8 protein-coding genes are annotated in these 8,245 nt (G+C 37.4%); all 8 read left to right on the forward strand.

Annotation, left to right across the window (positions count from 1 at the left end; translation table 11 throughout):
* Window positions 1-210: 210 nt before the first annotated feature.
* The gene (locus ROSEINA2194_RS00005) at window positions 211-783 is read left to right on the forward strand and encodes a CRISPR-associated endonuclease Cas3'' (protein WP_007881863.1); all 573 of its coding nucleotides are present in this window, start codon (window positions 211-213) and stop codon (window positions 781-783) included.
* A complete protein-coding gene (cas3, locus tag ROSEINA2194_RS00010; RefSeq protein ID WP_007881865.1) occupies window positions 780-2,405 on the forward strand; it encodes a CRISPR-associated helicase Cas3' in 1,626 nt (541 codons plus the stop codon). Before ROSEINA2194_RS00005 ends, cas3 begins: the two co-directional genes overlap by 4 nt.
* 181 nt (window positions 2,406-2,586) lie before the next feature.
* Window positions 2,587-3,330, forward strand: a complete 744-nt coding sequence (gene cas5c, locus ROSEINA2194_RS00015) for a type I-C CRISPR-associated protein Cas5c (RefSeq protein ID WP_007881871.1) — start codon at window positions 2,587-2,589, stop codon at window positions 3,328-3,330.
* Window positions 3,308-5,242 (forward strand): type I-C CRISPR-associated protein Cas8c/Csd1, encoded by a 1,935-nt coding sequence (gene cas8c / locus ROSEINA2194_RS00020; protein ID WP_044926639.1) that lies wholly within the window; start codon window positions 3,308-3,310, stop codon window positions 5,240-5,242. The genes cas5c and cas8c overlap by 23 nt, the downstream gene beginning before the upstream one ends.
* Entirely contained in the window at window positions 5,242-6,087 is an 846-nt protein-coding gene (gene cas7c, locus ROSEINA2194_RS00025) for a type I-C CRISPR-associated protein Cas7/Csd2 (protein WP_007881873.1), read from the forward strand. The genes cas8c and cas7c overlap by 1 nt, the downstream gene beginning before the upstream one ends.
* Window positions 6,074-6,751: a CRISPR-associated protein Cas4 gene (gene cas4 / locus ROSEINA2194_RS00030; RefSeq protein ID WP_007881874.1), complete on the forward strand. Its 678-nt coding sequence runs from the start codon at window positions 6,074-6,076 to the stop codon at window positions 6,749-6,751. Before cas7c ends, cas4 begins: the two co-directional genes overlap by 14 nt.
* A complete protein-coding gene (gene cas1c, locus ROSEINA2194_RS00035; RefSeq protein WP_007881877.1) occupies window positions 6,748-7,779 on the forward strand; it encodes a type I-C CRISPR-associated endonuclease Cas1c in 1,032 nt (343 codons plus the stop codon). The genes cas4 and cas1c overlap by 4 nt, the downstream gene beginning before the upstream one ends.
* Window positions 7,780-7,789: 10 nt before the next feature.
* On the forward strand, window positions 7,790-8,080 hold the full coding sequence (cas2, locus tag ROSEINA2194_RS00040; protein ID WP_044926640.1) for a CRISPR-associated endonuclease Cas2: 291 nt from the start codon (window positions 7,790-7,792) through the stop codon (window positions 8,078-8,080).
* Window positions 8,081-8,245 lie beyond the last annotated feature (165 nt).

The following is an 8,245-nucleotide window of genomic DNA, read 5'->3' on the forward strand; positions in this document are numbered from 1 at the left end:
TCAGTAATGAAAAATCAGCAGGGAAAACCCTGCTGAAGGAGAACAATATTCTCCATATTATATTTTCAATCCGCGTAGTAAAATACGACAATCTTTATTATAAATAATAACGTATGAATGTCAATTGGTAAAAAATATTATTCTATAATATGGATAATATATTGACAAACAGGATATGAAAGAATAATATGAAGATAGGAGGAAAGAAAAATGTATCTGGCACACAAGGAAAATGAAAAAAAGCAGGAATTAACAGTACATTTACTGGAAGCGGGACAGTATGCACAGAGTGAAGGAGAAAAGATAGGAATAGGAACATTAGCTACACTTTGTCTGCAATTGCATGATGCAGGAAAGTTTAGTACTGAATTTCAGGCATATATCAAGCAAGAAGATGATCTACCCAAAAGGGGAGCAGTAAATCATAGCTCTGCAGGAGCTGAATTATTAATGCAGGAATTTAAGAACAGTCCCTATCATTCAGTTCAAGATATGAGGCTTTTGATAGAGCTTATTTCATATACGATTACGGCACATCATGGAATTTATGACTGCATAGATGAAGATGGCGAAGACAAGTTTGAAGTCAGATTGAATGTGGTTGAAAAAGAAAAACTGGATGAAATTGCAAGACTGTGGTTTGAAGAAATGCATTTTACAAAAGATATGTTATGCAGTCAGATGAGAAAGGCATATGGTGAATTCATAACCGCTTTTTTGAAACCATTAAAACAAATCTGTCAGAATGGACAGACAGAAGGCACAGAGAGATTTTTTATATGAGCTGTATGGAACGATTGCTTTTGTCTTTGCAAATCGATTCTGACTGGACAGATACGGCAAGAGCAATGGGTGACAGTATGCTTGATGATAATATGGATACTGCAAACGTATATCAGAAAGCCTTGAAAAATTATCAGCAATATATGGATAAGCTGGAAACAGAAGCAAAGAAAAGTCTCAGAACAGAGAAACAAAAACAAATCTTCGAACTGCGAAAAAAGATTAGAGAAGAATGTATGAATTTCTCAGAGACATCATATGGAATATATCGGTTATCACTTCCGACAGGTGCGGGAAAGACGTTAGCATCTTTGGGATATGCACTGAAAGTGGCAGCAGAGAGAAAAACACCGGAAGTTTCCCATATATTTTACATATCACCATTCATATCCATCACAGAACAAAGCACTGAAGTGATAAAGAAAGCAGTCAGAAACGAAGAATGGGTGATGGAACATCACTCAAATGTCAGCAATTCTGATGAACAGGAGAAGCAGATAGATACTGCATGGAAGGAACCGATTATCTGTACAACTATGATTCAATTTTTGTATACGTTGTTTTCACAGAAAAATAAAAGCATCCGCCGTTTTCATCAATTGAAAAATTCAGTGATTATTGTGGATGAAGGGCAGGCACTGCCGGTGCAGACAATACACACATTTAATCTTATGATGAATTTCTTATGTTATGTATGTCATGCGACTATTATTTTGTGTACAGCCACCCAACCGCAATTGGCATCTGGCAATATAAAAAGAAAGATTCTATATACAGCGCCTAAGGATATGGTCACAGGAGTGTGTGATATTTTTCAGCGTTTTCAGCGTACGAACATCTCTTTTGAAATAAATGAGCCAGACACATTTGAATCACTGGGAGAGAGGATAAGCCATGATTTCCAAAAAGAACGGACAATACTTCTAATTTTGAATAAAAAAGAGACGGTTGGAACATTTTTTGATTACATAAAAGCAGAATTGAAAGATGTGAAGATTTTTTATCTGACAACAAACTTATGTCCGGAACATCGGAGTGATCAATTGGAAAGCATAAAAAATTATCTGAAAAATAGTACAGAAAAAGTTTTGATTATAAGTACAAATCTGATAGAAGCGGGAGTGGATCTGTCAGTCAATCATGTCTATCGTTCACTTGCAGGATTGGACAATATCGCACAGGCGGCAGGTCGTTGCAACCGAAACGGGGAAATGGAGCAGGGGAGGGTTACTGTAATTCAATTAGTTGGAGATGAATTTGAGGTGATTCGAACAGCTCAGAAGAAAACGGAAGAAGTCTGTGAAAAATATAATCAGTCCAATAGTACGGAGAGTATTATTTTCCCAGAGTGGATGGATTGGTATTATGAAATTTATTATAAGGAAGTCAGCAATAAAATGGATTATGATATAGGAAAAGGCGAAACAATATATAAATTATTGAGCAGTGGATTTCCGGGAGAACGGAAACATTTCATCAGACAGGCATTTAAAACAGCAGGAGAAAACTACAGACCGATTCAGGAAGAGGGAAAAACAGTGATAGTTCCATATAAAGAGGGAATGGATATCCTTGAAAAACTGGAAACAGCGCAGACGGTATCTGATAAAAAAGATTATTAAGAAAGATACAGCGTTATACGGTGTCTGTTTATGAAAATAAATTAAAAGAATGCTTACAAAATGGAGTGATAGAAGAAAGCAGGCTTTTACCAGACGTATATGTAGCTAAAAATTATGATATGGAAAAAGGACTGCTCAATGAACTTGTATTACAATATTATTGAAAAAGGGGGAAAGAAGAATGGAAAGAGAAAATGCAATAGAATATAAAGTCTATGGGAAATATGCACTTTTCACCGATCCATTAACGAAAACAGGAGGCGAAAAACTGTCATATCAGGTGCCAACGTATCAGGCATTGAAAGGAATCACAGAAAGTATTTACTGGAAACCTACGTTTACGTGGGTGATTGATGAGTGCAGAGTGATGCATCCAATACGGACAGAGTCAAAGGGAATGCGCCCGATAAAATATCAGGGAGGAAACGATCTGGCATCTTACACATATTTAAAAGATGTAGAATACCGGGTGAAAGCACATTTTGTATGGAATGAAAACAGACTGGATCTTGTAAATGACCGGAATGAGAATAAGCATTATCAAATTGCAAAAAGAATGTTAGAAAGAGGAGGCAGGAGAGATATTTTTCTTGGAACAAGAGAATGTCAGGGATATGTAGAACCCTGTACAGTGATGGAAGGAGAAGGATTCTATGACAATGATGGAAATATTTCTTTTGGAATCATGGTACATGGAATTACATATTCGGATGAAGCAGTCAGGGAGAATGAGAAAAAGCATATGACGATCCGGTTATGGAATGCATACATGAAAGACGGAGTGATTAGATTTCCGGAACCGGAAGAATGTCAGATCAGAAAAGTAGTTGCGGAAATGGAAATGAAAACATTTGACGAAAAAAATTTCTGTGGAATAAGGGAATTTGAAAGGGGGAATCTTTTTGGGCTGGATACAAATGCTTGAAAAAACATATGACGCATGCGAAGCGATTGTGGGGAAAAAGGTAAATGAAGATCCAATCTTACTTCCAATCTCGCATTCTACAGCAAATGCGCAGATAGAAGTGACGATTGACCTAAAAGGTAAATTTATGCCGGCTTTGTCCGGAATCATTCCAAAGGATGGGGAAGATAAAATCACGATTATCCCAGTAACCGAGGATTCGGCTTCACGAAGTAATGGAAGCTGTCCGCATGCATTATGTGACAAACTTTGCTATGTTGCAGGAGATTATTCATTATACACAAACGAGGACAAGACAGAATACTATAATGATTACATTAATAGTTTGAGAAAATGGACAAGCTCTGAATTTTCCAATAAGTGGCTGCAATGTGTATATCTTTATTTGAAAAAAGCTACACTGATTCAGGATTTAATAAAAGCAAAATTATTGGTATTGGCTGAAGATGGTTTTCTGTCCGAAAATGAAAATAAAATTCAGTCAGTTGCCCAAAAAGATGCGATGGTAAGATTTGCAGTATGGGATAATGGAGAAAAACATGAATTGTGGAAAGAGCCGGAAATGTATCACTCTTTTATCGAGTATTACAAGACTAATTTGCATAATTGTAATATAGATTATGTGACGGGTGAAAAGATACAATGTTCTGAAAAACATCCATCGAAAATCAGAAATTCCGGGGATAAAGCAAAGATTTTTTCGGCAAATGATACCTCTGGTTTTACTTACCGGGGAAGGTTCGCGAATCGTGAGCAGGTTGCCAGTATTGGATATGAAACTTCGCAGAAAGCACATAATGCTTTGCGCTGGCTATTAGCAAGGCAGGGAAAATATATAGACGGTGAGATGACTGTGGTGTGGAAGCTTCCACAAAATCTAAAAGAAAAAGATTCTAATCTGGCGTTGGATGTAGTTGATTTATTTGGAGATACACAGGAAACATTTTTGGCAGATTTTGACTGGGCAGCAGAATGCAGGGACGAGGATGACATAGAACTCGACAGAAAATTTGCAGAGAAATTGAATCAGGCGATGGCTGGATACCGGGCAAAACTCCAACCGGATGATGAAGTAATCATTTTGTCGGTTGATGCAGCAACAACAGGAAGGTTAGCTGTTACTTACTATCAGGAAGTTCCGGGAAATGAATTTATAGACAGAGTTCTTCACTGGCATCAGAATTGTACCTGGCCACGATGGATAAAATTACATGAAACAAAAAAATGGGTGTTCATAAATAACACAGCGCCATCACCAAATGAGATAGCACTTGCTGCGTATGGAACAGAACAGGAAAAAGGATATCTGGCATGTAGTGATAAACTGAAAAAAACTACAATCCGAAGAATTTTACCGTGTATTATCGGATTAAGCCCGAAAATACCGGCCGATATTGTGAAAGCTGCTGTAAACAGGGCTTCAAATCCACAGGCATACAGCTCTTTTGTGTGGCAGAACTGTGTGGCGCCGGTGGCTTGTGCAATGATAAAATATAATGAATTTGATGGGAAGGTGAATAGTATGGAGCTAGAGAAAGACAGAAGCTATCTGTTTGGACAATTACTTGCTATCCTTGAAAAAGTCGAGGAGAGAGCACTATATTTACAGGAAAGTAAAACAGATGACAGACTTACCAATGCAAAGAAAATGTGGAATGTGTATACCAGACGTCCGGCAATCACTTATGAAAGACTCTATAGTCATATAGTGAGAGCATATCTGAAACGGTTAAATCCGGGTGCAAGAGCGAAAATAGAAAACGAAATAATGCAGATCATAAATGTTCTTCGGGAAACAGATGGATTCAACAACAATCCTTTGAATGAAAGATATTTACTTGGTTATTACGAGGAAAGAGAAAAATTAATGAAATCAAAAGGCGAAAAGTCGAATGAAGGAGGAGAAGAGTAATGGGAGCATTTACAAACAAAATTGATTTTGAAGTGGTGATTATGGTAAATCATGGAAATCCGAATGGGGATCCATTGAATGGAAATCGTCCAAGAGAAGATTTTGACGGATTCGGAGAGATTTCGGATGTATGTCTGAAAAGAAAAATCAGAAATCGTCTGCAGGATATGGGAGAGAAAATTTTTATACAAAGCGAAGAACGCTGTGATGATGGATGCAAGAGTCTTGCAGACAGGACAAAGACAAATGATGAGATGCAGAAAGCATTGAAAGCAAAGGATAATGAGGCATATGCAAAAGCTGCATGTAAGACGTGGATTGATGTGAGAGCATTTGGACAGGTATTTGCTTTCAAAGGAAATTCCGTATCAGTTGGAGTGAGAGGACCTGTAACAATTCAGTCAGCATTCAGCGTAGATCCTATTGATATTGAAAGCATACAGATCACGAAAAGTGTAAATTCAGAAACAAGCGATAAAAGAGGGGCAGATACGATGGGAATGAAGCATCGTGTTAATTTTGCCATGTATACCGTGAAGGGAAGTATTAATCATCAGCTTGCAGAAAAGACAGGATTTTCAGATGAAGATGCGGAAAAGATAAAAGAAGCGCTCAGGACGCTTTTTGAAAATGATGCATCATCTGCAAGACCGGACGGAAGCATGGAAGTGGTAAGGGTTTACTGGTGGAAACATAATTGCCCGATGGGACAATATTCTTCTGCAAAAGTTCATCGCTTACTGAAAATTGAGAAGAAGACAGAATTTCCAAAAAGTATTGATGATTACGAATTTACATTAAATTCTTTACCAGGATTGGAAGTGGAAATAATTGAAGGAATATAAAGAAGACGATTATCTGATGATCTCCGGGATACAGCATTTTGCGTTTTGTAGAAGACAATGGGCATTGATTCATCTGGAACAGCAATGGACTGAAAACTACAAGACAATGGATGGAAACTTTATGCACAGACAGGCGCATAATGGGGCATTCCACGAGAAAAGAAAAGATATCATCATTTCTCGTGGAATGCCGGTTTTCTCACGAATAATGGGTGTGAGTGGGATTTGTGATATTGTGGAATTTCATGCAGATGAGTCTGGTACTTTGATACGTACATTTGGTGGGAAATATACGCCATTACCGATAGAATATAAAAGAGGAAAACCAAAAGATCATGATGCGGATATCCTGCAGGTAGCTGCACAGGCCATGTGTCTGGAAGAAATGTTGGATTGTACAATTACACAGGGCGCATTGTATTATGGAGAGATAAAGCATCGTGTTAATATTCAGATTACAGAGGGTATCAAGCAGAACGTAAAAGATATGTTTGATGAAATGCATCAATATTATGAAAGAGGTTATACACCAAAAGCAAAAAAGAAGAAAGCATGTTATGTGTGTTCTTTAAAAGATTTGTGTCTGCCGGAACTGGAAAAAACGGGAAATGTTGAAACATACATGAATAATATATTGGCAGAAGATTTGGAGGATAACACATGAAAAAATTGTTGAATACTCTCTATATCACATCCGAGAATAAATATTTATCTCTGGATGGAGAAAATGTGGTGATTAAAGAGGAAGGTGCAGAGCTTGGAAGAATGCCACTTCATAATCTTGAAATGATTGTAACGTTTAGCAGAGCAGGAGCCAGTCCGGCGTTGATGGGAAAATGTGCAGATAATAATATTTCAATTGTATTTTTGACGCCGTCCGGCTCATTCCTGGCAAGGGTAGAAGGAAAGACAAAAGGAAATGTGCTTCTGAGGAAGAAACAGTATGAAGTTGCAGCAGACGAGCAGGAAAGCCTAAAGATTGCACGCAATACGATTGTCGGAAAAGTTTATAATGGACGGTGGGTAATCGAGCGTACCATAAGAGATCATTCACTACAGACAGATGCAGATAAATTAAAAATTGTTTCAGAGAGGCTTCGGGATAAAATACCTGATATCAGAATCAGTAACAACAAAGATCAACTCAGGGGAATAGAGGGTGAACTTGCGTCACAGTATTTTTCTGTTTTTGATGAATTGATTTTACAGCAAAAAGAAGATTTCTATTTTCATGAGAGAAACAGAAGACCACCTCTGGACAGGGTAAATGCATTATTATCATTTGTATATACACTATTAACAAGCATGATGGCAGCATCGTTAGAAACAGTTGGACTGGATCCATGTGTCGGATTTTTACATGGAGATAGACCTGGAAGATATTCACTGGCATTGGATATGATGGAAGAACTTCGGCCTGCGCTGGCTGATCGTTTTGTTTTGCGTCTTATTAATAAAAGGATGGTGGGCAAAACAGATTTTATAGAAAAAGAAGATGGAGCAATCTTATTGACAGATGATGCCAGAAAGAGAGTGCTTGACGAATGGCAGAAGCGAAAACAGGAACAGATAATACATCCATATTTAAAAGAAAAGATTCAGTGGGGAATGGTTCCTTATATGCAGGCAATGTTTTTGGCAAGATATTTACGTGGAGACATTGATGCATATCCGCCATTTTTGTGGAAATAGAGGTGATATTTTGCTTGTATTGATTGCATATGATGTTAATACAGAAAATGAAGCAGGAAAGAGCAGACTTCGTAAAGTAGCAAAACAATGTGTAAACTATGGAGTACGAGTACAAAATTCTGTTTTTGAATGTATTGTAGATGGTGCCCAGTGTCGCATGCTGAAAGGAAAACTACAGGAAATTATAGACGAAGAAAAAGACAGCATTCGTATTTATTATTTAAACGATAAACAAAAACAGAAAATAGAATGTCTGGGTGTAAAAAAAGGAATATCAGTAGAAAATACGCTGATATTTTAAAGCGGTGCGGATCATAAGCGAACATGAAAAAGCGGATGATTCGCACCGGAAAAATGCAATATTTTTTGTGTTGCATAAAATAATTATTGCGGTTTTGATGGAATTATATAGACACTATGCAATAATTATTGCAGAGATGCATGAGGAATATTGTGCATTTTTGCT

The organism is Roseburia inulinivorans DSM 16841 (genome assembly GCF_000174195.1).
GTDB lineage: Bacteria > Bacillota > Clostridia > Lachnospirales > Lachnospiraceae > Roseburia > Roseburia inulinivorans.